The organism is Novosphingobium sp. (genome assembly GCF_965229225.1).
GTDB lineage: Bacteria > Pseudomonadota > Alphaproteobacteria > Sphingomonadales > Sphingomonadaceae > Novosphingobium.
Genome location: NZ_OZ245867.1, coordinates 2,288,291 through 2,311,175, shown reverse-complemented (window position 1 = coordinate 2,311,175; position 22,885 = coordinate 2,288,291). Strand labels below are relative to the sequence as shown.

The 22,885-nt window shown below is 66.5% G+C and carries 20 protein-coding genes; 12 read left to right on the top strand and 8 right to left on the bottom strand.

Features of this window, described 5'->3' with window-relative positions; all coding sequences use genetic code 11:
* Positions 1 to 72: 72 nt before the first annotated feature.
* Positions 73 to 1,323, top strand: a complete 1,251-nt coding sequence (locus ACO06X_RS10605; protein WP_421836268.1) for a NupC/NupG family nucleoside CNT transporter — start codon at positions 73 to 75, stop codon at positions 1,321 to 1,323.
* A 4-nt stretch (positions 1,324 to 1,327) separates the two neighbouring features.
* Positions 1,328 to 1,738 carry a hypothetical protein gene (locus ACO06X_RS10600; protein ID WP_421836267.1) on the top strand — a complete coding sequence of 137 codons (411 nt, stop codon included), beginning with the start codon at positions 1,328 to 1,330 and terminating at the stop codon, positions 1,736 to 1,738.
* Here the strand turns inward: ACO06X_RS10600 and ACO06X_RS10595 are convergent.
* Together ACO06X_RS10595 and mutS are read right to left on the bottom strand one after the other, a co-directional pair.
* Positions 1,700 to 2,671 carry a hypothetical protein gene (locus ACO06X_RS10595; RefSeq protein WP_421836266.1) on the bottom strand — a complete coding sequence of 324 codons (972 nt, stop codon included), beginning with the start codon at positions 2,669 to 2,671 and terminating at the stop codon, positions 1,700 to 1,702. The two genes, ACO06X_RS10600 and ACO06X_RS10595, sit on opposite strands and share 39 nt — an antisense overlap.
* Positions 2,668 to 5,238 (bottom strand): DNA mismatch repair protein MutS, encoded by a 2,571-nt coding sequence (gene mutS / locus ACO06X_RS10590; protein ID WP_421836265.1) that lies wholly within the window; start codon positions 5,236 to 5,238, stop codon positions 2,668 to 2,670. Before mutS ends, ACO06X_RS10595 begins: the two co-directional genes overlap by 4 nt.
* 249 nt (positions 5,239 to 5,487) lie before the next feature.
* Between mutS and ACO06X_RS10585 the strand changes: the two genes are divergently transcribed.
* Together ACO06X_RS10585 and ACO06X_RS10580 are read left to right on the top strand one after the other, a co-directional pair.
* A complete protein-coding gene (locus ACO06X_RS10585) occupies positions 5,488 to 7,098 on the top strand; it encodes a hypothetical protein (RefSeq protein ID WP_421836264.1) in 1,611 nt (536 codons plus the stop codon).
* A gap of 94 nt (positions 7,099 to 7,192) precedes the next feature.
* On the top strand, positions 7,193 to 9,454 hold the full coding sequence (locus ACO06X_RS10580) for an NADP-dependent malic enzyme (RefSeq protein ID WP_421836263.1): 2,262 nt from the start codon (positions 7,193 to 7,195) through the stop codon (positions 9,452 to 9,454).
* Between the two features lie 23 nt (positions 9,455 to 9,477).
* On the opposite strand, the gene thiS is transcribed toward ACO06X_RS10580, so the two are convergent.
* The gene (gene thiS / locus ACO06X_RS10575) at positions 9,478 to 10,485 is read right to left on the bottom strand and encodes a sulfur carrier protein ThiS (protein WP_421836262.1); all 1,008 of its coding nucleotides are present in this window, start codon (positions 10,483 to 10,485) and stop codon (positions 9,478 to 9,480) included.
* A gap of 39 nt (positions 10,486 to 10,524) precedes the next feature.
* Positions 10,525 to 10,911 (bottom strand): MerC domain-containing protein, encoded by a 387-nt coding sequence (locus tag ACO06X_RS10570; RefSeq protein ID WP_421836261.1) that lies wholly within the window; start codon positions 10,909 to 10,911, stop codon positions 10,525 to 10,527.
* 138 nt (positions 10,912 to 11,049) lie between these two features.
* On the opposite strand from ACO06X_RS10570, the gene ACO06X_RS10565 reads away from it, so the two are divergent.
* The 3 genes from ACO06X_RS10565 to rpsI all read left to right on the top strand — a co-directional run bounded on the left by ACO06X_RS10565 (position 11,050) and on the right by rpsI (position 13,271).
* Positions 11,050 to 12,105 (top strand): COX15/CtaA family protein, encoded by a 1,056-nt coding sequence (locus tag ACO06X_RS10565; protein WP_421839884.1) that lies wholly within the window; start codon positions 11,050 to 11,052, stop codon positions 12,103 to 12,105.
* 143 nt (positions 12,106 to 12,248) lie between these two features.
* Positions 12,249 to 12,728 carry a 50S ribosomal protein L13 gene (gene rplM / locus ACO06X_RS10560; RefSeq protein ID WP_421836260.1) on the top strand — a complete coding sequence of 160 codons (480 nt, stop codon included), beginning with the start codon at positions 12,249 to 12,251 and terminating at the stop codon, positions 12,726 to 12,728.
* Between the two features lie 3 nt (positions 12,729 to 12,731).
* A complete protein-coding gene (gene rpsI, locus ACO06X_RS10555; RefSeq protein WP_298168967.1) occupies positions 12,732 to 13,271 on the top strand; it encodes a 30S ribosomal protein S9 in 540 nt (179 codons plus the stop codon).
* 65 nt (positions 13,272 to 13,336) lie between these two features.
* Here the strand turns inward: rpsI and ACO06X_RS10550 are convergent, their stop codons facing one another.
* Positions 13,337 to 13,666: a DUF1244 domain-containing protein gene (locus tag ACO06X_RS10550; protein ID WP_421836259.1), complete on the bottom strand. Its 330-nt coding sequence runs from the start codon at positions 13,664 to 13,666 to the stop codon at positions 13,337 to 13,339.
* 63 nt (positions 13,667 to 13,729) lie between these two features.
* On the opposite strand from ACO06X_RS10550, the gene pyk reads away from it, so the two are divergent.
* The gene (gene pyk / locus ACO06X_RS10545) at positions 13,730 to 15,190 is read left to right on the top strand and encodes a pyruvate kinase (protein ID WP_421836258.1); all 1,461 of its coding nucleotides are present in this window, start codon (positions 13,730 to 13,732) and stop codon (positions 15,188 to 15,190) included.
* A gap of 6 nt (positions 15,191 to 15,196) precedes the next feature.
* Here the strand turns inward: pyk and ACO06X_RS10540 are convergent, their stop codons facing one another.
* Positions 15,197 to 15,487 (bottom strand): hypothetical protein, encoded by a 291-nt coding sequence (locus ACO06X_RS10540; RefSeq protein ID WP_298168916.1) that lies wholly within the window; start codon positions 15,485 to 15,487, stop codon positions 15,197 to 15,199.
* A gap of 232 nt (positions 15,488 to 15,719) precedes the next feature.
* On the opposite strand from ACO06X_RS10540, the gene ACO06X_RS10535 reads away from it, so the two are divergent.
* The gene (locus ACO06X_RS10535) at positions 15,720 to 18,059 is read left to right on the top strand and encodes a TonB-dependent receptor (protein ID WP_421836257.1); all 2,340 of its coding nucleotides are present in this window, start codon (positions 15,720 to 15,722) and stop codon (positions 18,057 to 18,059) included.
* 47 nt (positions 18,060 to 18,106) lie between these two features.
* Here ACO06X_RS10535 and ACO06X_RS10530 read toward each other — a convergent pair whose 3' ends face one another.
* Positions 18,107 to 18,787 (bottom strand): YggS family pyridoxal phosphate-dependent enzyme, encoded by a 681-nt coding sequence (locus ACO06X_RS10530; RefSeq protein WP_421836256.1) that lies wholly within the window; start codon positions 18,785 to 18,787, stop codon positions 18,107 to 18,109.
* A gap of 22 nt (positions 18,788 to 18,809) precedes the next feature.
* Between ACO06X_RS10530 and ACO06X_RS10525 the strand changes: the two genes are divergently transcribed.
* The 3 genes from ACO06X_RS10525 (at position 18,810) to ACO06X_RS10515 (ending at position 22,440) form a co-directional block, all read left to right on the top strand.
* Complete coding sequence (locus ACO06X_RS10525; RefSeq protein WP_421836255.1) at positions 18,810 to 19,343, top strand: thiamine phosphate synthase; 534 nt, start codon at positions 18,810 to 18,812, stop codon at positions 19,341 to 19,343.
* A 110-nt stretch (positions 19,344 to 19,453) separates the two neighbouring features.
* Positions 19,454 to 21,853, top strand: coding sequence for a DNA translocase FtsK 4TM domain-containing protein (locus ACO06X_RS10520; protein WP_421836254.1), 2,400 nt, complete (start codon positions 19,454 to 19,456; stop codon positions 21,851 to 21,853).
* 152 nt (positions 21,854 to 22,005) lie between these two features.
* Positions 22,006 to 22,440 (top strand): hypothetical protein, encoded by a 435-nt coding sequence (locus ACO06X_RS10515; protein ID WP_421836253.1) that lies wholly within the window; start codon positions 22,006 to 22,008, stop codon positions 22,438 to 22,440.
* On the opposite strand, the gene ACO06X_RS10510 is transcribed toward ACO06X_RS10515, so the two are convergent.
* The gene (locus ACO06X_RS10510) at positions 22,397 to 22,864 is read right to left on the bottom strand and encodes an Lrp/AsnC family transcriptional regulator (protein WP_298168898.1); all 468 of its coding nucleotides are present in this window, start codon (positions 22,862 to 22,864) and stop codon (positions 22,397 to 22,399) included. The genes ACO06X_RS10515 and ACO06X_RS10510 overlap by 44 nt on opposite strands.
* Positions 22,865 to 22,885: the final 21 nt, after the last annotated feature.

Here is a 22,885-nt window from a genome sequence, read left to right as displayed (position 1 = left end):
GATTTTGACCCTGCGCCAAATCCCGTTTAAGCGATGCGGGACAGTGTCTTTCAAGGGAGCGGCGGGCCCGCGATGCGCGTTTTGATGAGCCTCGCCGGCATGGCGCTGATCCTGGCCGTGGCGGTTCTGCTGTCCTCCAATCGCAGGGCGATCCGGCTGCGCATCGTTGCCCCCGCCTTTGCGCTGCAAGTGGGCTTTGCCGCGCTGGTGCTGTGGTTCCCGCCGGGCAATGCTGCGCTGCAGGGCGCTGCCGCAGGGGTCGAGGGCCTGCTCGGTTATGCCAAGGCGGGCGTCTCGTTCCTGTTCGGTCCGCTCGCCGATCCCGCGATCGGTGGGCGCAGCTTCGCGATCTCGGCGTTGCCGACGATCGTGTTTTTCGCTGCGTTGATTTCGATCCTCTACTACCTCGGTATCATGCAGCTGGTGATCCGCTGGATCGGCGGCGGGCTCGAATGGGTCACCGGGATCAGCCGGGTCGAGGCGCTCTGCGCGGCTTCCAACATCTTTGTCGGCCAGAGCGAATCCCCGCTGGTGATCCGGCCTTATCTCGCCGCGCTAAGCCCCTCGCAGATGTTCGCGGTGATGACGGTGGGCATGGCCGGCGTCGCGGGCACGATCCTGGCGGCCTATGCCGCGATGGGCATCCGGGTGGACTACCTCGTCGCCGCCGCGTTCATGTCGGCGCCGGGCGGCGTGCTGATGGCCAAGCTGATCATGCCCGATGTCCCGCCGCCCCTGCATGCGCACGACGATACCCCGCTGCACAACCCCCACATTGCCGTCGCCGCACCGGACGAGGAACGCCCAGCCAACCTCATCATGGCCGCAAGCCAGGGCGCGCAGACCGGTGTGCGGCTCGCCGTCGCCGTGGGCGCGATGGTGCTGGCCTTTGTGGCGCTGGTGGCGATGGCCAATGGCATATTGGGCGGGATCGGCGGAAGGCTGGGTTATCCCGGCCTCTCGTTCCAGCAGATTCTTGGCACCGTGTTCGCGCCGGTCTTCCTCCTCCTCGGCGCGCCCAACTGGGCCGAGGCTGCGCAAGCCGGCGGCCTGTTCGGCACGAAGATCGTGCTCAACGAATTCGTCGCCTTCATCGATCTCGGTACGGCGAAGGACCTTAGCGCGCACACCGTCGCCATCGTCACCTTTGCGCTGTGCGGCTTTGCCAATTTCAGCTCGATCGCGATCCAGATGGCGGTCTCGGGCAGCCTTGCGCCCAACCAGCGCCCAGTGATTGCCAGGCTGGGGCTCAAGGCGCTCGCCGCCGGCGCGCTGAGCAATCTGATGAGCGCGGCGCTGGCGGGGATGTTCCTCAGCGTATGAACCCATGACCGGCCCTGCCGCGATAAGGGCGGGCGCCGCCTACGGTGTGATCGGCTTCGGGTTTGGCTTCCTGTTTGGCGTGGTGCGGACCCTGCTGGTTGCCCCGGCCATCGGTGCGTTTGCTGCGGTCGCCATCGAAACCCCGCTGATGCTGGCGACTTGCGCGCCGCTCGCGCGGTGGTGCCTTCGGCGGTGGGCTGTGTCCGGGACGGTAGAGGCGCTCGTGATGGGACTTGCGGCCTTTGCGGTGTTGATGGTTTGTGAGGTGCTGCTCGGGCTGGCACTGGGTCAAGCTCCACCCGCGATGCTGGCCGCGCTGGGCAGACCGGCCGGTTTGCTCGGCCTTGCGGGTCAGATCGGCTTCGCTCTGCTGCCGCTAGGCTGGACGGCGACGCAGCGCCTGCCGCGCCAATAGCGGCAGGCCGAGCAGCACGAACGGCGCGGCCATGAAGCCCCAGTAGCCGTTGTCCGGCCGCCCGAACACGGTGAGCGCGGCGAGAAAGCCGGCGCTGCCGATGGCGGCGGTGCGCTCCATCTCGCGGCCCCAGCGCAGCATGGCGGCGAGCGAGGCGGCGACTGTCACGAGAATCAGCGGGCCGGGCAGGCCGGTCAGCACGAGATTGCGGCGCAGCGCGTCGATTACCAGCGGCAGTCCGCCAAAGCGGACCCAGCCCGGTGAGGTGAGATCGCCGGGCACAACCTGCGCGGCCACCAACCGGGCGTGGATCAGCCAGAGCCCGCCCGCCAGCGCGATGGCTCCGAGCGCCATGAGCGCGCGCTTCCCGTCGCGCTGCCACAGCGCCATGAGGAGGATCGCCGCGAGCCACGCCAGCGCCGTCTCGCGCACTAGCACGGCCAGCAGCGCAAGGCCCACCGAGAGCCAGGGCCGCCGGTGCGCGGCGAGCGAGAGCATGATGAGCAGCACGCTCCACTGCTCGTGAAGATAGACGTTGTCCGGAAAGAACGCGCCGAACAGCCCCGCCACTGCCAGTGCAACGACCGCGAGCGTTTCGGCGGGAGCACGGTCCGCAAGGCTCTGCCTGAGCGCGATCAATGCGCCGAACAGCAGCGCGATCAGCGCGGCGGTGCGGGTTACCGTGCTCGGCAGCAGCGCCAGCATATAGGTCATCGTCGGCGGGCGCACCGCGAGCGCTGGCTGGACCGGATAGGACCGCTCGCGCTGCGCGGCCATCGTGGCGGGGTAGAAATTCTCGCCCCCGCGCACGCGTTCGACGACGGTGCGGTAGAGTTCCTGATCGAGCTGGACGGGCTTTGCGGGCGGCTTCGCGGCGAGCGGCACCGCGAGGCTGGCCAGCAGGGCCAGCAACAAGGCGCGCCAGACTCTCATAGTTCGCGCTTCAGATCATAGAGCAGATCGAGCGCCGCGCGGGGGCTCAGCGAATCGATGTCGATGGAGGAAAGCTTCTCGCGTAGCGCGTCGACCTTCTCCTCCGCCGCCTCGATCGCCGCGGCGAACAGCGGCAGATCATCGAGCCCCGCCGCCAGCCCGCCGGTCGCGGCGCGGCCCTTTTCCAGCCGGTCGAGCACAGACTTCGCGCGCTTCACCACTGGTGCCGGAACCCCCGCGAGACGCGCGACGGCAAGGCCATAGCTCTTGTCCGCCGGGCCTTCCGCAAGCTCGTGCAGCAGCACCAGATCGCCCTTCCACTCGCGTGCGCGTACGTGGTGGAGCGAAAGTGCGTCACAGGTTTCAGCGAGGCGCGCGAGTTCGTGGTAATGCGTCGCGAAGAGGCAGCGCGAACGGTTCGCTTCATGCACGGCCTCGGCCACTGCCCAGGCGAGCGCCAGCCCGTCGTAAGTCGATGTGCCGCGCCCCACTTCGTCGAGGATCACGAAACTGCGCTCGCCCGCCTGCGCGAGGATCGCGGCGGTTTCGACCATCTCGACCATGAAGGTCGAACGCCCGCGCGCGAGATTGTCCGCCGCGCCGACGCGGCTGAACAGGCGGTCGACGATCCCGATCTCTGCCGCCTCCGCCGGCACGAAGCCGCCCGCCTGCGCGAGGATCACGATCAGCGCGTTCTGGCGCAGGAATGTGGACTTGCCGCCCATGTTCGGCCCGCCGATCAGCCAGAGCCGGTCGCGCGGGGTGAGCGCGCAATCGTTGGCGACGAAGCGCTCGCCGCGTGCCCCGAGTGCGGCTTCCACCACCGGATGCCGCCCGCCACGGATGGTGAGCGCGGTATCTTCGCTGAGGTGCGGCAGGCACCAGCCGCCTTCCGCCGCGCGCTCGGCCTGCCCGGTTGCCACGTCGATGCGCGCAAGTGCCGCCGCCGTCGTCGCAATCGCCTCGCGCGCGGCTACGGCGCGGGCGGTGAGGTCCTCGAAATGCGCTTCCTCGGCCGCAAGCGCATGTCCGCCCGCCTCGGCGATGCGGCTCGCTTCCTCATGCAGCGCCAGCGCGTTGAAGCGCACCGCGCCCGCCATGGTCTGGCGGTGGGTGAAGCCGCTATCCGGTGCCATCAGCCGATCGGCATGGCGCGCCGGCACCTCGATGAAGTAGCCCAGAACGCCGTTGTGCCGGATCTTGAGCGAGGGCGTCCCGGTCTCCTCACGGTAGCGCGCCTCCAGCGCGGCGATGGCGCGGCGCGAGTTGCCCGCCGCATCGCGCAGCGCATCGAGCGCGGCGTCATAGCCTGCCGCGATGAAGCCGCCGTTGGTCCGCTCGGTCGGCGGTGCGGGGACGAGCGCGCGGGCGAAGAGATCGATCAGCGCGCCGTGCCCGCCCAGCGCGGGGATCAGGCTGTCCGCCAGCGCAGGCCGGTCGGCGCGCCCGGCGAGAAGCGCCTGCAGGCGCTGCGCCTCGCCCAGCCCATCGCGCAGCTGGCCAAGATCGCGCGGGGAGCCTCGGCCCGCCACGATCCGCCCCAGCGCGCGGCCCACATCCGGCGCGGCGCGCAGCACGGCGCGCAAGTCGCCGCGCAGCAGGGGATCGTCGTGCAGCCAGCTGACGAGTTCGAGTCTTGCCCGGATCGCGGCAAGATTGGTGAGCGGCGCGGCGAGGTCTTCTGCAAGCAGCCGCGCGCCCGCGCTCGTCACGCAGCGGTCGATTGCCTCGATCAGGCTGCCTTTGCGGCCGCCACTGCTGGCGGCAAGGATTTCGAGGCTGGCGCGCGTCGCCTCGTCCATCGCCATGAAGGCGCCCGCCTCGCGCACCACCGGCGGCAGCAGCAGCGGAAGGTTGCCGCGCCCGACATGCTCGAGATAGTCGATCAGTCCTGCGGCCGCCGCCAGCATTGCGCGGCTGAACGCGCCGAAGCCATCGAGTGTGGCAACGCCGTGCAGCGCCATCAGCCGATCCGCGCCGCGCTGCGAATCGAAGGCGCGGGCAGGGCGCTCGCCAGCCTCGGGCAGATCCAGCCCGGAATCTTCGGCCATGACGAGCTCGGTAGCGCCAAGCCGGGCAAGCGCGGCAGGGATGGCCTCGGGCGCGCATTCCTCCAGCTCCATCCGCCCGGTGGAGATGTCGCAGGCGGCAATACCGGCAATCCCTCGCACCATGCAGACCGCCGCCAGCACATTGGCCCGGCGCGGTTCGAGCAGGGCATCTTCGGTGAGCGTCCCCGCCGTCACGAAGCGGACGATATCGCGCGCCACCAGGGCCTTGGAACCGGCGCGTTTGCGCGCTTCCTCGGGCGTTTCGGTCTGTTCGGCGATGGCGACGCGGCACCCGGCGCGGATCAGGCGGGCGAGGTAGCTTTCCGCCGAATGCACCGGCACCCCGCACATCGGGATCGGCGCGCCGCCATGTTCGCCCCGGCTGGTGAGGGCAATATCAAGCACGCTGGCGGCGATCTTCGCATCTTCGAAGAACAGCTCGAAGAAATCGCCCATGCGGTAGAACAGCAAGCAGCCTTCGGCCTGCTGCTTCAGCGCAAGATATTGCGCCATCATCGGAGTTGGGGCATGGGAGCTCACAGCCGCCGTGGCTAGACCACGCGCGCAGGTTTCTCAAATGATCGACACCGGATATCGACACTTCAAGTCGTAAATGGTCCGGGCATGGGCTGGGCGGATGCTTCAAGGGTTCTTGGGAGGCGGGTGCTTCCAGGGGGCCAGAGGGATGATCATTTCGATCCTTCCGACCGGCACCGATGCGAAAGTGAGCTGGGGTTGATGCAGGTCCGCGAGAAAACTTTGGCCATGAGCCTGCGGGGGGTGTGGGAGCGCGTGCTGGCGCTCCCTTGGCTCAGTGCGCCCGGGATCATCGTCATCGTCGTGCTGGTATGCCTGCCGTTCGCGCTGGTCGAAGTGCCGCCGCTGATCGACGTTCCCGGCCACATGGGCGCCGCCGCGATCGAGGCGGCGCGTCCGGGCAATCCGCTGCTCAAGTACTTCTCGTGGAAGTGGGTCTTCACGCTCAACATCGGCGGCGATGTGCTGGCGAAGCTGATCGGCGCGCAGTTCGGCATTCTGGCGGCGGGCTGGTGGAGCACGGTGCTGGCGACAGGCCTCTTTGCCGGCGGCTGCCTCGCCACGATCCGCGTGCTCAATCCCAAGGGTGGGCACGGCGCGCCCTGGGCGCTGATGTTCGTGTTCAGCTTCCCGCTGCTCACAGGCTTTCTCAACTACATCCTCGCCACCGGTCTTTCGCTGATGGCCTTTGCTGCGGCGGTCTGGCTGGAAGACAAGCCGAAGCAGCGTGCAGCGCTGCTGATCGCCGCACAGCCGATTGCCCTGCTGTGCCATGCCATCGGCGGCCTGCTGCTGGGCCTGCTGGTCGGCGCCAATGCGCTGGGCCGCGAGCTGGATCGCCTGCCCGCCGGTTGGTGGCACCCGTCCGAGTGGCGGCGCTTGCGGGATGAGCAGGACTGGCGCGCGATTGCCAAGCGGCTGTTGATCCTGTGCTGGCCGCTGATTGCCACGGTGGTGACGATCCTGCTGTGGAAGTATTTCTCGCCCGATCCTGCGCGCAGCATGAACCGCTGGCGCTGGGATCAGAAGGCCTGGTATTTCGTGCTCACCCTGCGCGACCAGTCGCTGCTGCTGGATGGGGCGACGACGATTGCCTGCTTCGCGCTCATCCTGTTCGGCTGGGTGCTCGGTGCGCGCTGGAAGTGGCAGCTGGGCCTTCCGGGCCTCCTCGTCTTCCTGCTGTTCATCGCGATCCCCAGCGATATCAACGGCAGCGCCTTTGTCGATGTGCGCCTGCTGCCGGTTGCCTGCATGCTCGCGCTCGGACTGCAGGACTGGAGCCACGTTCCGCTGGAACGCGCGCGGATGATCGCTTTGGCCGGCGCGCTGCTGCTCGGCACGCGGCTTATCGTCACCGGGGCCAGCTTTGCCGACTATGCCGACGACTATCGCAAGCAGCTCTCGGCGCTCCATCATGTCGAACCCGGCAGCCGGGTCCTCGCCTTCGTCGAGCATTCCTGCATCGAGGAATCATGGCGCAACACCCGCCGTGACCATCTCGCCAGCCTGGCCGGGCTCTACCGGCAGGCCTGGGTCAACGACAACTGGGCGGTGCCCGGGCTGCACATGGTGATCCCGCGCTTCCGTCCGGGGCGCAATTTCACCGCCGATCCGTCTGAATTCGTGTGGTCGCGCGCCTGTCAGGGCGGCCGCATGCGCAGCGTCGATACCGCGCTGAAATATGCCCCGATCGAGCGGGTCGATTACGTATGGCTGATCGATACCGGGCTGCCGCGCCACCCGGATTCGCGGCTCCAGCTTGTCTGGCAGGAAGGCCGCAGCCTGCTTTTCGCCGTCCGGCCCTTGGGTTTTCCGAAGTGGCGCTCTAAAGACTTGTAATCACACAGTGCCCGCGGCGCGCGCCCCCAGGCAAGCCATCTTGCCATGGGGATGCAGCCGGGCCAGTACGCCGCGCGCGCCGATGGGGGATACGATGACTGACGAGAGCAATGTCCGCTTCACCGAACGTGAAGCGCTGTTCTACCACAACACGATTCGCCCCGGAAAGATCGAGATCATCGCCTCGAAGCCGATGGCGACGCAGCGCGACCTCAGCCTTGCCTATTCGCCGGGCGTTGCCGTGCCGGTCCGCGTTATCGCCGAGAATCCGGCCGCCGCCTATGACTATACCGCCAAGGGCAACCTCGTTGCGGTGATCTCCAACGGCACGGCCATCCTCGGTCTCGGCAACCTCGGCGCGCTCGCTTCGAAGCCGGTGATGGAAGGCAAGGCGGTGCTGTTCAAGCGCTTCGCCGACGTCGATTCGATCGACATCGAACTCGCGACCGAGGACCCGCAGGCGTTCATCGATGCGGTGACGCTGATGGAGCCGAGCTTCGGCGGCATCAACCTCGAGGACATCAAGGCGCCCGAGTGCTTCATCATCGAGCAGGCGCTGAAAGAACGTCTCAAGATCCCGGTGATGCACGATGACCAGCACGGCACCGCGATCATTTCCGCCGCCGGCCTGCTCAACGCCTGCTTCCTCACCGGGCGCAACCTGGCCGACGTGAAGGTCGTGGTGAACGGTGCGGGCGCGGCGGCAATTGCCTGCACCGCGCTGATCAAGGCGATGGGCGTGCGGCACACCAACGTCACCATGTGCGACAGCAAGGGCGTGATTTACGTTGGCCGTGCGGGGATCGACCAGTTCAAGTCTGCCCACGCCATCGATACCCCGCACCGCACGCTGGAAGAAGCGATGGAAGGGGCTGACATCTTCCTCGGCCTTTCGGTCGAAGGCGCCGTCACGCAGGCGATGGTCAAGAAGATGGCGCCGCAGCCGATCATCTTCGCGATGGCCAACCCGGATCCGGAAATCACCCCGCCCGAAGCCAAGGCGGCGCGTCCCGATTGCATCGTGGCGACGGGCCGTTCGGACTATCCGAACCAGGTCAACAACGTGCTCGGCTTTCCCTTCATCTTCCGCGGCGCGCTCGATGTGCGGGCCACCGCAATCAACGAGGAAATGAAGATCGCCGCCGCGCGCGCCATCGCCGAACTGGCGCGCGAATCGGTGCCCGAGGAAGTGGCTGCCGCCTATGGCCAGAACCACACTTTCGGGCTCGACTACATCATCCCCGCGCCGTTCGATCCGCGTCTCATGGAAGTCGTCTCCTCCGCCGTCGCCAAGGCGGCGATGGAATCGGGCGTGGCGCAAAAGCCGATCGAGGATTTCGACGCCTACCGCACCGAGTTGAAGGCCCGCCTCAATCCGACCACCGGCGCGCTCACCAGCGTCTACCAGCAGGTCAAGGAAAACCCCAAGCGCGTCGTGTTTGCCGAGGCGGAGAACGAAGTCGTGCTGCGCGCGGCGATCCAGTACCGCGATTTCGGCTATGGCACGCCGGTGCTCGTCGGCCGCACCAAGGCGGTCTGCGATCTCCTCACCGAACTCGGCGTGGGCGATCCCTCCAGCTTCGAGATCCACAACTCGGCGGTCTCGCCGCTCGTGCCGGAAATGGTGACCTACCTCTACGAGCGGTTGCAGCGGCGCGGCTTCATGGAGCGCGACGTGCGGCGCATGGTCAATCAGGATCGCAACGTGTTCGCCTCGCTGCTCGTCGCGCTGGGCCACGGTGATGCGATGATCTCGGGCATGACCCGCACCTTCGCGCAGACGATCAAGGAAGTGCGCCAGGTGCTCGATCCGAAGCCCGGCCACCTGCCGTTCGGCATTCACATGATGATCGCGAAGAACTACACCGTGTTCCTCGCCGATACGACGGTGAACGAGCGGCCGAACGCGGCGGAGCTTGCGCATATCGCGACCGAAACTGCTGCCGTCGCCCGCCGAATGGGGCACGAACCGCGCGTCGCGTTCCTGTCCTACTCCACCTTCGGCAATCCGAGCGGGCGCTGGTTGGATGAGATTCGCGGCGCGGTCGCCATCCTCGACGAGCAGAAGCCCAATTTCGAGTACGAAGGCGAAATGGCGCCCGATGCCGCGCTCAATCCCAAGGTCATGGCAAGCTATCCGTTCAGCCGCCTTTCTGGCCCGGCCAACGTGCTGATCATGCCCGGCCTGCAATCGGCCAACATCTCCGCCAAGCTGCTGCGCGAACTCGCGGGCAATGCGGTGATCGGCCCGATGCTGATCGGCATGGAAAAGCCCGTCCAGATCGCGGCCATGACCTCGATCGCGCCCGATATCCTGACGCTGGCGGTGCTGGCGGCTGCGGGGGTTGCCGGCTGAGCCGGTCGCCCCGCAGCGCGGGCTTAGATAAGCCCTGCCAGCGGGCTCGACGGATCGGCATACTTGCGTGTGCCCATCCGCCCCGCAAGGTAGGCATCGCGCCCGGCTTCGACTGCGGCCTTCATCGCGCGGGCCATGCGAATCGGGTCCTTGGCTTCGGCGATGGCGGTGTTCATCAGCACGCCATCGCAGCCGAGTTCCAGCGCGACCGCGGCATCGCTCGCGGTGCCCACGCCTGCATCGACGAGCACCGGCACTTTGGCGCCTTCGACGATCAGGCGGATCGTCACGCGGTTCTGGATGCCGAGGCCAGAGCCGATCGGCGCGCCCAGCGGCATGACCGCGACGGCGCCTGCATCCTCAAGCTGCTTGGCGGCGATCGGATCGTCGACGCAGTAGACCATCGGCAGAAAGCCTTCCTTGGCCAGCACTTCGGTCGCGCGGATGGTCTCGATCATGTTGGGATAGAGCGTGCGCGCCTCGCCCAGCACTTCGAGCTTCACCAGATCCCAGCCGCCCGCCTCGCGCGCCAGCCGCAGCGTGCGGATCGCGTCCTCGGCGGTGAAGCAGCCGGCGGTGTTGGGCAGGTAGGTGATCTTCTTCGGATCGATGTAATCGGTCAGCATCGGCGCCTTGGGATCGCTGACGTTTACGCGGCGCACCGCCACGGTTACGATCTCCGCGCCTGAAGCCTCTACCGCCGCCGCGTTTTGCGCAAAGTCCTTGTACTTGCCGGTGCCGACGATCAGCCGAGAGCGGAAGGTGCGGCCCGCAACAGTCCAGGTGTCTTCTGGCCAGGTATCGTCATCCTGCCCGCCGCCGACGAAGTGTACGATCTCGAACACGTCGCCGTCGGCGATCTGCACTGTCGCCAACGTCGAGCGGGGCACGATTTCGCCATTGCGCTCGACCGCAACCTTGGCGGGATCCAGCTCGAGGCTGCGTACAAGATCGGCGATCGAGCCGGGCGCGGCGCGGCGGGGTTCGCCGTTGATAGTAAGGGTGAGAGTCGCTGCTGTATCGGTGGACATACCGCGGGCTTTAGCGCCCACACCGCCGTGCGCAAGCTGTCAGCAGGTGTTGCGGCGCAGGTTCACGATATGCGCGGAGGCAACCAGCAGCACGCCGCAGATGGTCAGCATCGCCTCGGACGTGCCGTGGTCGCTGGCAATCGCGGCGGCCATCAGGGCCAGGCCGGTGGTGCCGAGCGCCAGCGGCAGCCGGTGCCCATGGCGCAGCGCGCCCGCGCCGATCGTGAACATCCCGACGAGGAAGGCGGCCACCAGCCCGAAGCGATGGATCGCGGGATCAAGCAGCACGCCGCCGCCAAGCCCCAGCACGCCGATCAGGAACAGCCCCGCCACGCAGTGAACCATGCACAGGCCGCTGATCAGCACGCCCAGCCGATCAAACCGGCCGCGCAGCATTTCAGGCGTAGAGTCGGAGCGGTCGGTCATGGCAGTCGCTATATGTAATAGTATCACATAACGCAATGCTAAAGGCGAACTCCGGTGCAACCCCTATCGGTATGCCCCCTTTGGCGCTTGCGTTTCGCCCGCCCCGCGAGCAGATGCGCGCCCATGGATGCTGTTGCCATGGCCCCGACCCGTTCCCTTGAGCGCGCTCCCGCGCCGCTCGCGCTGTCCCGCTGGCTGCTCGTCGTCGCGTTGATGATCATCGCCATCGTGGTGGTTGGCGGCATTACCCGGTTGACCGAATCTGGGGTGTCGATCACCGAATGGAAGCCCGTTTCGGGCGCGCTGCCGCCGCTGACCGAGGCGGACTGGCAGGCCGAGTTTGCCAAATACCGCCAGACCCCGCAATACGTGCTGGTCAACGGCCCTGCCGGCATGACGCTGGCGACCTACAAGTTCATCTTCTTCTGGGAATGGGTCCACCGCCTGCTGGCCCGCGCGATCGGCATGGCCTTTGCGCTGCCGCTCGCGTGGTTCTGGCTGCGCGGGCAGATCCCTGCGGGCTACAAGCCGCGCCTGTTCGCGCTCCTCGCGCTCGGTGCGCTGCAGGGGGCGATCGGCTGGTGGATGGTGAAGTCCGGCATCGCACACGACGTGAAGGTCAGCCACTTTCGCCTCGCCGCGCATCTTCTTGTTGCGCTGACCACGCTGGCAGGGGTCATCTGGACCATGCTCGATCTGCGCGCGCTGGCGCGGGGCGAACCGCGCGCGCGGCTGACGGGCTTTGCCGCGCTGGCCCTCGCCATGCTGCTGGTGCAGCTGTTCTATGGTGCATTGCTGGCGGGCATGCGCGCGGGCACCGTGGCGGGCGGCGGCTGGTTCAACTGGGATGTCTGGCCGCTGATGCAGGGCGCTTTCTTTCCGGCAGGGATCGAATGGTCACTGGGTGCGGTCCATGCCTTGTTCTCCGATCCCTACCTCGTCCACTTCATCCATCGCTGGTGGGCATGGGCGGTCGTCGCTGTCCTCGTCGTCATGGGCCGCAAGCTGCGCCGCGGCGGCGCTCGCCCGGTTTCGGTTGCGATCCACAGCGCCTTCGGCACCCAGATCGCGCTTGGCATCGCGACGGTGATGAGCGGTGTGACGATCTGGATCGCCGTCCTCCACCAGCTCACCGGCGCGCTGCTTGTGGTCTGCACGGCATGGGGCGCGCACCGGCTCGGGAAACAGGTTTAACGGCAAGGTATTATTTTACCTCTCTCAAAACCTGCGGTTTGCTTGACTCTTTGCGATGTTTGCAACAAAGGCGCCCTTCCTCGCCAATCGTCGGGCTTCGGCCTGATCATGGCGTATCACATTCCGTAGGATGGGTTTCAGCCATGAAGGCGCTCACGAAAATCACCCGGTCGATTAAGCCGGCCGAGGTGGAAAAGAAGTGGCATCTCATTGATGCCGATGGCCTCGTTGTCGGCCGTCTCGCGGTGATCATCGCCAATCACCTGCGCGGCAAGCACAAGCCGAGCTACACCCCGCACGTCGATTGCGGCGATCACGTTGTCGTGATCAACGCCGACAAGGTGAAGCTGACGGGCAACAAGCTCAAGGACAAGATCTACTACAAGCACACCGGTTATGCCGGCGGCATCAAGGAAGTCACCGCGGACAAGGTCCTCAACGGTCGCTTCCCCGAGCGCGTGCTGGAAAAGGCCGTTGAGCGCATGATCCCGCGTGGCCCTCTCGGCCGTGCGCAGATGCGCGCGCTGCATCTCTATGCCGGCAGCGAACATCCGCATGCCGGTACCCAGCCCGAAGCGCTCGATGTCGCCTCGATGAACCGCAAGAACAAGGTGGGTGCGTAAGACATGTCTGAAACCGATACCGTCTCCAGCCTCGCGGATCTCAAGGATCTGACCTCGGCTGCTCCCGCCGCTACCACCGCTGTTTCGGACGCGCCCGAAGCGCCCCGTGCGCCCACCGGCCCCGCCGCGCCGCTGCGCGAGCGTGAAGTTGACGCCCAGGGCCGTTCCTACGCCACCGGCCGCCGCAAGGACGCCGTTGCCCGCGTGTGGATCAAGCCCGGCTCGGGCAAGATCACCGTCAACGGCCGCGATCAGGAAGTGTACTTCGCACGTCCGACCCTGCGTCTCGTCATCAACCAGCCGTTCGAAGTCGCTGACCGTTCGGGTCAGTATGACGTCGTCGCCACCGTCAAGGGCGGCGGACTTTCGGGTCAGGCCGGCGCGGTCAAGCACGGCATTTCGACGGCGCTGACCAAGTTCGAGCCGGCGCTGCGCAGCGCGGTCAAGGCTGCCGGGTTCCTGACCCGCGACCCGCGCGTTGTCGAACGCAAGAAGTACGGCAAGGCCAAGGCGCGCAAGAGCTTCCAGTTCTCGAAGCGCTAAGCCTTTCTGCTCAAACAGAAAAAGGGCGTCGGGACCATCCCGGCGCCCTTTTTCTTGTGTGTACCTCAGTGCCCCGGCGCGTTGCGCTTCATGCTTTCGGCCATGCGGGCCAGCTGCTCGGGCGAGGCTTCGGTCTGGTACCGCGCCTTCCACTCGGCGGCGGGCAGCCCGTGGATCACCTCACGCGCGGCGGTCTTGTCGAGCGGGGCGCCGGCATCGATGATCCAGTCGGCCAGGCAGTTGCGGCAAAAGCCGGCAAGGCCCATCAGTTCGATATTCTGCGCGTCGTGCCGATGGCGCAAGTGCCTGACAAGGCGGCGGAACGCGGCGGCAGCCACGGAATCGGGGAGTTTATCCAGGGCATCGGTTGATGCGATTTCTGCATTCGTATCCATTGGGTTCGTCCTTGGGTTTTGCAGGTAGGTAGGCCATACGGCGGGCGCATTCAATTCGAGGTGATGGACGTGGCAAAACTGGATCCCCGTGGCCGCAAGGTAAAGATCCTTGCCACTGTCGGGCCGGCCAGCCGGTCGCCGGAGATGCTTGAGAAGCTGTTCCGCGCCGGGGCGGATGCCTTCCGCGTCAACATGAGCCACGGCGAGCATGCCGTTCATGCCGAGACAATCGCCGCGATTCGCGCGCTGGAGCGCAAGGTCAACCGGCCGATTACCGTGCTGTGCGATCTGCAGGGCCCCAAGCTGCGCGTCGGCCAGTTCAAGGATGGCCGCGCGGTGATTCGCCATTCGGGCCACTTCACGCTCGATCGCAATCCCGAACTGGGCGATGAAAACCGCGTCCAGCTGCCGCATCCCGAACTTTTCGGTATCCTGCAGCCCGGCCAGCGCCTGCTGATCGACGATGGCAAGCTGCGGCTGCGCGTGATCCGTGCCGACGAAAACGAGATCCTCTGCTCGGCCGAAGTCGGCGGCGTGATCTCCGATCGCAAGGGCGTTAATGTGCCCGATGCGGTCATTCCGGTCCCGGCGATGACCGATAAGGACCGCCGCGACCTCGCGTTCGCGGTCAGCCAGGGCGCGGACTGGATCGCGCTGTCTTTCGTGCAGCGGCCCGAAGACGTCGCCGAAGCGCGCCGCCTGATGGGCGGCTACGGCGCGCTCATGGCCAAGATCGAAAAGCCCGCGGCGATTTCGCGGCTCGACGAGATCCTCGAACTCGCTGACGGCCTGATGGTCGCGCGCGGCGATCTCGGCGTCGAACTCAATCCCGAACAGGTCCCGCCGCTGCAGAAGCGCATCGTCGAGAAGGCGCGGCGCGAGGGCAAGCCGGTCGTCGTCGCGACCCAGATGCTCGAATCGATGATCGAAAGCCCGACGCCAACCCGCGCCGAAGTGTCCGACGTTGCCAACGCGGTCTATGACGGCGCCGATGCGGTGATGCTCTCGGCCGAGACCGCTGCCGGCGCGTGGCCCGAAGAAGCCGTCACGATCATGGACCGCATCGCAAGCGAGGTCGAGAACGACCCCGGCTATGCTGCGCGCGTCCACTTCATCGAAACGCGCCCCGATCCCACTACTGCCGACGCGCTCGCCGAAGCTTGCGCCAGCATTGCCAAGGCGCTGCCGATTGCGGGGATCATCGTGTTCACCGGCTCCGGCTCCACTGCGCGGCGCGTCGCGCGCGAACGGCCGGGCGTGCCGATGCTCGTGCTCACGCCATCCACCCTCACCGCGCGCAGGCTTGGCCTGCTATGGGGCGCGCATGCCGTCGCCACCAAGGATATCGGCAGCTTCGAGGAGATGATCGCCAAGGGCAAGCGCATGGCCCTTCGCCACGCGTTCGGCACAGCCGGATCGCGGCTCATCGCGCTGGCGGGCGTGCCCTTCGGTACTCCGGGTTCGACCAACCTGCTGCACATGGTCACCCTGAGCGGTGACGAACTCACCAAGCATCACGGCTAGCTGCCGTCAGCGCAAGCTGGTGGCCATCCCAAGCACGCCGACCGCGACAACCAGCGTGGCGAGGCCGACCAGAAAGCTCCGGTCCGCCACAGCCTCATAGACCTCGGCGCGCGGCCCCTCGCGCAGGGCGAGGTAGGAAAAGAAGCAACTGATCGAAAAACCGGCGGCCGACATCCACGCGATCTCGTCCGCCATGGTCTTGCCGCCGCTGTCGGATATCCTGAGCCCCGCAATGAGCAGCAGCGAGATGCCGAGGAGGTTGCTGGCGGCGTTGAGGATGTGGTGCGTGCGGGCCATGTCCGGCCATAAGGGATCTGCGCCTTAAGCCGCCGTGAACCGGTTGGCAGCGCAAGAGCGGACGGCGCAAACAGGTGGTGCTCCGATCACATGCGTGCCGCTGCCGACGCAAGGCGCCCGCATGTAAACGCCCTGAGGCTGCCATGTAAGGTATTGTTGCTTCGGGTAAAACGTATTGAATTGCTGCAATCAGTTGTCATTGACAGCGCCCCAACAAAGACGGGAGCAGTGAATGCCAACCAGAACAAACAAGGTCGCACGTGGAATTTCCGGCGGGTTCAGCGCCCTCGCGCTTGCCGCTGCGCTATCAGCTTTCGGTCCGGGCGTCGCCCAGGCGCAAGAGGCTGCGCAGGAAGAGGAGCAATCGTCGATCGACGTGCTCAACGCGGACATCATCGTGACCGCCACCAAGAAGAAGGACGTCGAGAACGTCCAGAACGTCCCTCTTGCGATTACCGCCTTCAACGCGAAGAGCCTGCAGGCGCTGCAGGTGCGCGATCTCCAGACCCTGACCTATAGCGCGCCCAACGTTTCGCTCGATCAGGTCGGCACCTCGCGCGGCACGGCAAACTTCTCGATCCGCGGCCTTGGCGTGAACAGCTCGATCCCCTCGATCGATCCCACGGTCGGCGTCTTCGTCGATGGCGTCTACATCGGCGTCAACAGCGGCCTCGTGTTCGATGTGTTCGATCTCGGCTCGGTCGAGGTTGCGCGTGGGCCCCAGGGTATTCTCTATGGCCGCAACACCACCGGCGGCGCGGTGCTGATCAATACCGGGGATCCGACACCGGATGTGCGAGCCAATTTCCGCGCCTTCTACGAAGGTCCGGTCGATTCCGGACGCGGCAGCGGTAACTTCGCCATGCAGGGCGTGGTGTCGGGTCCGCTGATCAAGGACGTGCTCAACTTCAAGGTCGGCGCCTACGTCAACAAGGATGAGGGCTACTTCAAGAACCTCTACGATGGCCGCAACTTCGGCAAAGCGGAGACCCAGATCGTGCGCGGCGCGCTGGAATTCCTGCCGACGGACGGCATCCGCATGGTCGCCAAGGTGGAATACTTCAACAGCGATGGTGATGGCCCGGCGGCCCAGAACCACGGCGTCTACAAGCGCGACACCTTCGATTTTGCGGTCGACAATCGCGGTTTCTACCGCAACCGCACCTGGTTCGCGACGCACAAGACCGAAATCGACGTCGGCACCGGCAAGATCACCAACATCTTCGGCTTCCGCGATTTCGACGCGGCGACCGGCGGCGATATCGATGCCAAGCCCGTGTTCGTCTTCCACTCGAACACCCTGTTCAAGCAGCGCCAGTATTCGGATGAAATCCGCTACAACAACCGCTTTGGCGCGCTCGATTTCACCGCAGGCGGGTTCTGGTTCACGCAGGACCTCAGGTACGATGAACTGCGCTTCTTCCCGAGCTTCATCAGCCCGCTGACGCAGATCGGCGGCGGCCGGCAGGATCATGACGTGCTCGGCCTGTTCGCCTCGGGTGACTTTGCCGCGACCGACAAGCTGACCCTGACGGCGGGCATCCGCTGGTCGCGCGAGACCAAGGACGTGGCGGTGACCTACATTCGCCCTCGCACCAGCTGCTCGGTCGTAGCCGGGACCTGCCCCACCTCGGGCACCAACTCGCTGATCCCCAACGAGAACAACGGCTTCAAGGACAAGCGTTCGTGGGAGAACTGGAGCCCCAAGCTCGGCTTCCAGTACAAGTTCAACAGCGACGCACAGGCCTATGGCAACTGGACCCGCGGCTTCCGTTCGGGTGGCTACAACTTCCGCATCACCAACGCCCGCGCCTTCGAAGCGGTTGCCGCTACACGCGGTCTCTCGTTCGATGAGGAGCAGGTCGATAGCTTCGAGCTCGGCGTGAAGTACCGCTCACCCGATCGCAAGCTGACGCTGAACCTCGCGGCCTTCCGCACCGAGGTCGGCAACATGCAGCGTGAAGTGAACGAGGGTTCGGCAGCTGGTGTGGCGCAGTCGATCTTCAACACGGCTGACGCGCGCATCGACGGTATCGAAGGCGAGGGCCGCTACGCGCTGGGCAAGCACTTCCTGCTCACCGCGAACTTCGGCTACATCAACGCCCGCTATACTGATGTGCTGTTCGACATCTCGAGCGACGGCAAGGTCGATGCGGCGGACAAGGCACTGGCGCTGCCGCGTACCCCGCAGTGGACCTATGGCTTCGGCGTGGTCGGCGATTTCAAGCTGAGCAGCGGCAAGGCGATCGTCGCACGGGCCAATTTCCAGCACCGCGACCGCTTCGCCTATACCGACAACAACTTCGGCTGGATCACTGCGTCAGACAACCTCGACGCCTCGCTCAGCTACAAGACCGGGGGGCTGACCTTCACGGTCTATGGTCGCAACCTGCTCGATCAGGTCCAGCATGGCGGTGATACGCAGCTGGGCACGGCGGCGCAGATTCCGGTCTTCGGTGGCCCGCTCTCGACCGGAGTGGATCAGCCGTTCGGCCAGAACCCCAAGGCGGGCACCTTCTCGCCGCTGGCGCGCGGCCGGGTGCTCGGCATCGAAGTGAACGCCGACTTCTGATGAGCGGCGCTGCGCGGGGGGCCTCCCGCGCAGCGCTTCGCCTGCCTTCAGCCGCGCGCGCCGAACAGCGCCGAGCCGACGCGGATATGCGTCGCGCCCAGCATCACGGCGGTCTCGAAATCGTCGCTCATGCCCATCGAGCGGCTGGCCAGGCCATGGTCGTCCGCCAGCTTGGCGAGGAGCGCGAAGAACGGTGCTGCCTCGATCCCGGCGGGCGGCACGCACATCAAACCCATCACCGGCAGATCGGCAGCGCGCGCTTCGGCGAGCAGCGCGGGCAGGTCGGCAACCGCGCAGCCGCCCTTCTGGGCCTCGTCGCCGATATTGACCTGCACGAACAGCGGCACGCGGCGGCCGGTCTTGTCCATCGCGCGGGCAAGGGCAGTCAGCAGCGAAAGCCGGTCGAGCGAATGGATGCAGTCGAAGCGCCGCACCGCCTCTTCCGCCTTGTTGGACTGAAGCTGGCCGACAAGGTGCAATTGCAGATCCGGGTTGGCTTCCTGCAGCGCGGGCCACTTGGCGTCGGCCTCCTGCACGCGGTTCTCGCCGAACACGCGCTGCCCTTCGGCAATCAGCGGCAGGATCGCCTCGACCGGGTGCATCTTGGATACGGCGACCAGCGTCACGTCCTCCGCTTTGCGGCGGGCGATGGCGGCGGTGTGGGCGATGCGCTCGCGGATGGCGGCAAGCGGGGTCATGGCGGCCAATGCGGCCTCTGGATCGGTCATGGCGCGGTGCTATAGGCGCGGCATGCGCCGGTGTCATCCTGTCCCGCGGGTCGTCCTGCTCACCGATGCGCGCAACGATCATCGGCTGGAATGGGCGATTTCGCGCATGCCGCGCGGCAGCGCGCTGGTGTTCCGGCACTATCACCTCCCGCCCGCTGCCCGCCGCGCGCGTTTCGAGGCGCTGCGGCGGCTTTGCGCCCGGCGCGGCGTGCTGGTCATTACCGCCGGGGAAGCGCGCGGCTGGCGCGCGGATGGGCACTACGGCGCACCGCGCGATCTGGGCCGAGGCTCCGGCCTGCGCCCAGGTTTGCATCTGGCCACTGCCCATTCGCTTGCCGAAATCGGCGCGGCTGTCCGTGCGCGGGCTTGCGCCATCCTGCTCTCGCCAGTCTTCCCCACCCGCTCGCATCCCGGCGCACCTGTCCTCGGGCCGGTCCGCTTCCTGCTGCTCGCCCGCCGCGCGCCGCTCCCGGTCATCGCGCTGGGCGGCATGACCAAACGCCGGGCGGCGCGCCTGCCGGTGTGGGGCTGGGCGGCGATCGACGGACTCGCGTAGAACCCGCAGAAACCCGCGACTCGCCGGGATTCCTAGGGTTTCGCCCGGCATGAATTCTTGACGCCATCCCCACTCTCGGCGCATGAAGAGCGCAGGAAGGGACAGGTTTCATGGCATCTCGCGCACTCGTTTCGCCCGCCGGAGGGCGCGCCGCCAAGGCCGCAGACTGGCGCGCGATCCTGCGCCGCAGCTTCCGCCGCAGTGCGGAGCTGATCGGGGCGGCCCTGCTGTTTGCCGCGATGATCGCGCTCACCCTCGCGCTGGCGACCTATACCCAGACCGATCCTTCGGGCAGCACCGCCTCCGGCAGCCCGGTCGAAAACTGGATGGGCCTGCCCGGCGCCTGGGCGGCCGAGCGCGTGCTGCTGTTCTTCGGCTTGCCCAGCGTGCTGCTTCTGCCGCTGCTCTATGTTTTCGCGCGGCGGCTGTGGGATGCAGCCGGCGATCTGATCGATATCGACGAGGAGGACGAGGAACTCCAGCCGCTGCCCGCCTGGTGGCGCCTCTCGGCGATGCTCGTGCTCGCCATGGCGCTGATCGGAACGGCCTTCGCGCTGATGTTCACCGGCCCGGGGGGCACGCTTCCCGCCGGTGCGGGCGGGCTCGGCGGGCTGCTTGGCGCGGCGCTCGTGCGCGGCGCGGCGCATTGGCTGCCGGCAGCCGGACTGTGGATCGAGCGCGGGGCGGCTGTCGTCACCGTGGTCGCCGGTCTCGTCATCACCGCGCAGGTCTTCGCGTTCGACTGGCACCGCCTGCCCCGCATGCCGGCCTTCCTGCGGCGCGGTAAACGTCCGGCGCTTCCTGCTGCTGCGGGTGTCGCCGCGCTTCTGCCGAAGCGCCAGCCCAAACCGCGCCCCGAAGCGGGCGAGGACGCTGTGGTTGTCGCCTCCGATTCGCCGCCCTCGCGCCGCCGCCCGACCGAGATCACCGATCCCTCGCGCCCGCCCGCGCCCGCGCAGCTCGCCGGAAAGGCACGGCAGGGCGATCTGTTCGACCAGTACGAGCTGCCCGGGCTCGATATTCTCGAGCCACTCCCTGTCGCAACGGGGCCGAAAATCGACAAGCTGGCGCTCGAACGCAATGCGCGCCTGCTGGAAAACGTGCTCGACGATTTCAACGTGAAGGGCGAAATCACTGCGGTGCGCACCGGCCCGGTCGTCACGATGTACGAGCTGGAACCCGCGCCCGGCATCAAGGCCAGCCGCGTGATCGGTCTTGCCGACGATATCGCCCGCAACATGAGCGCGATTTCCGCGCGCGTCTCTTCGATCCCCGGCCGCACTGTCATGGGCATCGAACTGCCCAACGCCGTGCGCGACATGGTCTCGTTCCGCGAGCTCGTTTCCTGCGACAAGTTCGTGAACTCGAAGGGCATGCTGCCGATCATCCTCGGCAAGGATATCGCGGGCGAACCCATTGTGGCGGACCTCGCCACCATGCCGCACCTGCTCGTCGCGGGCACCACCGGCTCGGGCAAGTCGGTCGGGCTCAATTGCATCCTGCTCTCGCTGCTCTATCGCCTCACCCCGCAGCAGTGCCGCCTGATCCTCGTCGATCCCAAGGTGCTCGAACTCAAGTCCTACGACGATATCCCGCACCTGCTCTCGCCGGTGGTGACCGAGCCGTCGAAGGCGGTCCGCGCGCTCAAGTGGGCGGTCGAGGAAATGGAGCGGCGCTACCGCATGATGTCCTCGGTCAGCGTGCGCAATATCTCGGGCTTCAACGAGAAGGTTCGCGCTGCCGCCAGCAAGGGCAAGCCGCTCGGCCGCCGCATCCAGGTCGGGTTCGATCCCGATAGCGGCGAGGAATTGTTCGAGGAGCAGCAGCTCGATTATCAGGTGCTGCCGCAGATCGTGGTGATCGTCGACGAGCTGGCGGATCTCATGGTCACCGTCGGCAAGGAAATCGAAGTCCTGATCCAGCGACTCAGCCAGAAGAGCCGCGCGGCGGGCATCCACCTGATCATGGCGACGCAGCGCCCCTCGGTCGATGTCATCACCGGCGTGATCAAGGCCAATTTGCCGACCCGCATCAGCTTCGCCGTCACCAGCCGCATCGACAGCCGTACGATCCTGGGCGAACAGGGCGCCGAACAGCTGCTCGGTAAGGGCGACATGCTCTACAAGCCCAGCACCGGCGCGATCAGCCGCGTTCACGGTCCCTTCGTGAGCGACGAGGAAGTCGAGCGCGTGGCCGATCACTGGCGCGGGCAGGGCAGCCCGGACTACGTCGATTCGGTGACGGAAGAGCCCGAAGACGGCAGCTTCGGCTTCGACGACCTCGACGCGACCGCATCAGACGCGCCCGAGGAGCGCAAGTACCGGCAGGTCTGCCAGCTCGTGTTCGAAAGCCAGAAGGCTTCGGCCAGCTGGGTCCAGCGCCAGATGGGCGTGGGCTACAACACCGCCTCCAAATGGATCGAGCGCATGGAAGCGGACGGCTTCGTCGGCCCAGCCAACCATGTCGGGCGGCGCGACATTTACCGCGACAAGGACGGCAATCCGCTGTGAAAACGCTGGTCGCGTTCGCGTCCCCTTAATTCTTGCCAGCCGCCGCCGTTCTCACTTCATGATCGGCGCCCCTGTGCTCTGCGCATCGGCGCGGCCGCCGGTCTCCCGGTTTTCGTCCGGGATGGCGTCCAACGAGCGAGAAAGGTCACGGCGTGCCCTATGTAGCGCTGTCCCAGTGCTGGTTCACGCGGCAACATCAGCCGACGGCGTGGCGCGTGCACGAGGACGATGGCGGGATCTACAGCCTCTGCCGACACTGCGGCCGCCGCATCGTCACCTGGGGCCGCCATCGCTGGACGATTGCCGACGGCCTCGACATGACGCATCTGGCCGAGACCGTGAGCGGCCGCTTCCTCACTGTGCTCGACAGCGCCGGCGAATTCGTCGTGCGCCGCTTCACGGTCGATCACCTGCCCGATGAGGAGGCGATCGAGGCGTTCAAACTCGAACTGCGCGAGCGCTATCGCATGGATGAGCCCGGCAACGATCTCACCCTGCTCGACAGCGCCGACAAGAAGGCGCAGCGCTCCCGCAAGGCCCCGCCTATGGCCGCCCGCGCGGCACCGGGTAGCCCGCGAACCGCTTGATCCGGCGCAGCGAAAAGCTCGATCGCATCGAGGAGACGCCTGGCAACCGCGCCAGGCAATCGCGGTGGATGTGGTCATATTGATCAAGGTCTGCCGCCGCCACGCGCAGCAGGTAGTCCGCCCCGCCCGACATCAGGTGGCATTCGAGGATATCGTCGAAATCCCCCACCGCGCGCTCGAACCGGTCCATCGCTTCGCGGCTCTGGCTGGTCAGCGTGATCTCGACGAACACCTCGACCGCAAGGCCCACGCGTCTCGGATCGATCCTCGCCGCATAGCCGCTGATCACCCCCGCTTCCTCCAGCGCGCGGATGCGGCGGTGGCAGGCCGATGGCGAGAGCGCCACAGCTTCGGCAAGAGCGGCAATGGGCCGCGACGAGTCATGCTGCAGTGCATCAATCAACGCGGCATCAATGCGATCCATGCAAGATTTTCCTGTGAAATA

What these genes read in the sequence shown, in the direction of transcription:
- ACO06X_RS10605 (WP_421836268.1), top strand. Translation starts at nt 73, where the DNA reads ATGCGCGTTTTGATGAGCCTCGCCGGCATGGCGCTGATCCTGGCCGTG.
- ACO06X_RS10600 (WP_421836267.1), top strand. Translation starts at nt 1,328, where the DNA reads ATGACCGGCCCTGCCGCGATAAGGGCGGGCGCCGCCTACGGTGTGATC.
- ACO06X_RS10595 (WP_421836266.1), bottom strand. Translation starts at nt 2,671, where the DNA reads ATGAGAGTCTGGCGCGCCTTGTTGCTGGCCCTGCTGGCCAGCCTCGCG.
- mutS (WP_421836265.1), bottom strand. Translation starts at nt 5,238, where the DNA reads ATGATGGCGCAATATCTTGCGCTGAAGCAGCAGGCCGAAGGCTGCTTG.
- ACO06X_RS10585 (WP_421836264.1), top strand. Translation starts at nt 5,488, where the DNA reads ATGAGCCTGCGGGGGGTGTGGGAGCGCGTGCTGGCGCTCCCTTGGCTC.
- ACO06X_RS10580 (WP_421836263.1), top strand. Translation starts at nt 7,193, where the DNA reads ATGACTGACGAGAGCAATGTCCGCTTCACCGAACGTGAAGCGCTGTTC.
- thiS (WP_421836262.1), bottom strand. Translation starts at nt 10,485, where the DNA reads ATGTCCACCGATACAGCAGCGACTCTCACCCTTACTATCAACGGCGAA.
- ACO06X_RS10570 (WP_421836261.1), bottom strand. Translation starts at nt 10,911, where the DNA reads ATGACCGACCGCTCCGACTCTACGCCTGAAATGCTGCGCGGCCGGTTT.
- ACO06X_RS10565 (WP_421839884.1), top strand. Translation starts at nt 11,050, where the DNA reads ATGGCCCCGACCCGTTCCCTTGAGCGCGCTCCCGCGCCGCTCGCGCTG.
- rplM (WP_421836260.1), top strand. Translation starts at nt 12,249, where the DNA reads ATGAAGGCGCTCACGAAAATCACCCGGTCGATTAAGCCGGCCGAGGTG.
- rpsI (WP_298168967.1), top strand. Translation starts at nt 12,732, where the DNA reads ATGTCTGAAACCGATACCGTCTCCAGCCTCGCGGATCTCAAGGATCTG.
- ACO06X_RS10550 (WP_421836259.1), bottom strand. Translation starts at nt 13,666, where the DNA reads ATGGATACGAATGCAGAAATCGCATCAACCGATGCCCTGGATAAACTC.
- pyk (WP_421836258.1), top strand. Translation starts at nt 13,730, where the DNA reads ATGGACGTGGCAAAACTGGATCCCCGTGGCCGCAAGGTAAAGATCCTT.
- ACO06X_RS10540 (WP_298168916.1), bottom strand. Translation starts at nt 15,487, where the DNA reads ATGGCCCGCACGCACCACATCCTCAACGCCGCCAGCAACCTCCTCGGC.
- ACO06X_RS10535 (WP_421836257.1), top strand. Translation starts at nt 15,720, where the DNA reads ATGCCAACCAGAACAAACAAGGTCGCACGTGGAATTTCCGGCGGGTTC.
- ACO06X_RS10530 (WP_421836256.1), bottom strand. Translation starts at nt 18,787, where the DNA reads ATGACCGATCCAGAGGCCGCATTGGCCGCCATGACCCCGCTTGCCGCC.
- ACO06X_RS10525 (WP_421836255.1), top strand. Translation starts at nt 18,810, where the DNA reads ATGCGCCGGTGTCATCCTGTCCCGCGGGTCGTCCTGCTCACCGATGCG.
- ACO06X_RS10520 (WP_421836254.1), top strand. Translation starts at nt 19,454, where the DNA reads ATGGCATCTCGCGCACTCGTTTCGCCCGCCGGAGGGCGCGCCGCCAAG.
- ACO06X_RS10510 (WP_298168898.1), bottom strand. Translation starts at nt 22,864, where the DNA reads ATGGATCGCATTGATGCCGCGTTGATTGATGCACTGCAGCATGACTCG.